This is a genomic window from Bacillus sp. LR--39, from assembly GCF_053613335.1.
The window spans coordinates 1-516 of the sequence record NZ_JBSIOT010001613.1; the positions used below are offsets into that span (position 1 = coordinate 1).

Sequence of the window (516 nt, forward strand, 5' to 3'; positions counted from 1 at the left end):
GCACACTCCTTTTTTAGGCTTTGTATTGACCGTAATATAAAGGAGCTAAAGTTTCAACTTTTATGGCTTTGAGATCCAATCTTTCACATATTGAAATGTGCGTCCATACTCTTTTAACTTCGCCCGAATTTCCCATGCTTTTCCGACTAAGACAACACCTTTTGGCATGCGGTGCACTTTCACGAAGAAGCCCCCTTTTGCTCTAGTATGATAAAATGTATGGGGCATCATATAGAGACAGAACGGGAGATGAAGAAATGAAATCATTAGAAGAAAAAACAATTGCCAAAGAACAGATCTTTTCGGGTAAAGTCATTGATCTTTATGTCGAGGATGTAGAGCTGCCAAACGGCAAAGCCAGTAAACGTGAAATTGTGAAACACCCTGGAGCTGTAGCGGTACTAGCCGTCACAGATGAAGGGAAAATCATCATGGTCAAACAATTCCGTAAGCCGCTTGAGCGGACGATCGTTGAAATTCCGGCCGGTAAGCTTGAAAAAGGTGAGGAGCCGGAGT

Annotated in this window: 1 protein-coding gene and 1 pseudogene; one reads left to right on the forward strand and one right to left on the reverse strand. The window is 42.6% G+C overall.

Annotated elements, in window-relative coordinates; translation table 11 throughout:
• Positions 1 to 60: 60 nt before the first annotated feature.
• Positions 61 to 183 (reverse strand): Z-ring formation inhibitor MciZ, encoded by a 123-nt coding sequence (mciZ, locus tag ACWHAR_RS32085; RefSeq protein ID WP_003230420.1) that lies wholly within the window; start codon positions 181 to 183, stop codon positions 61 to 63.
• 74 nt (positions 184 to 257) lie between these two features.
• Between mciZ and nudF the strand changes: the two are divergent.
• Positions 258 to 516, forward strand: a pseudogene (gene nudF / locus ACWHAR_RS32090) (ADP-ribose pyrophosphatase); the annotation flags it as partial.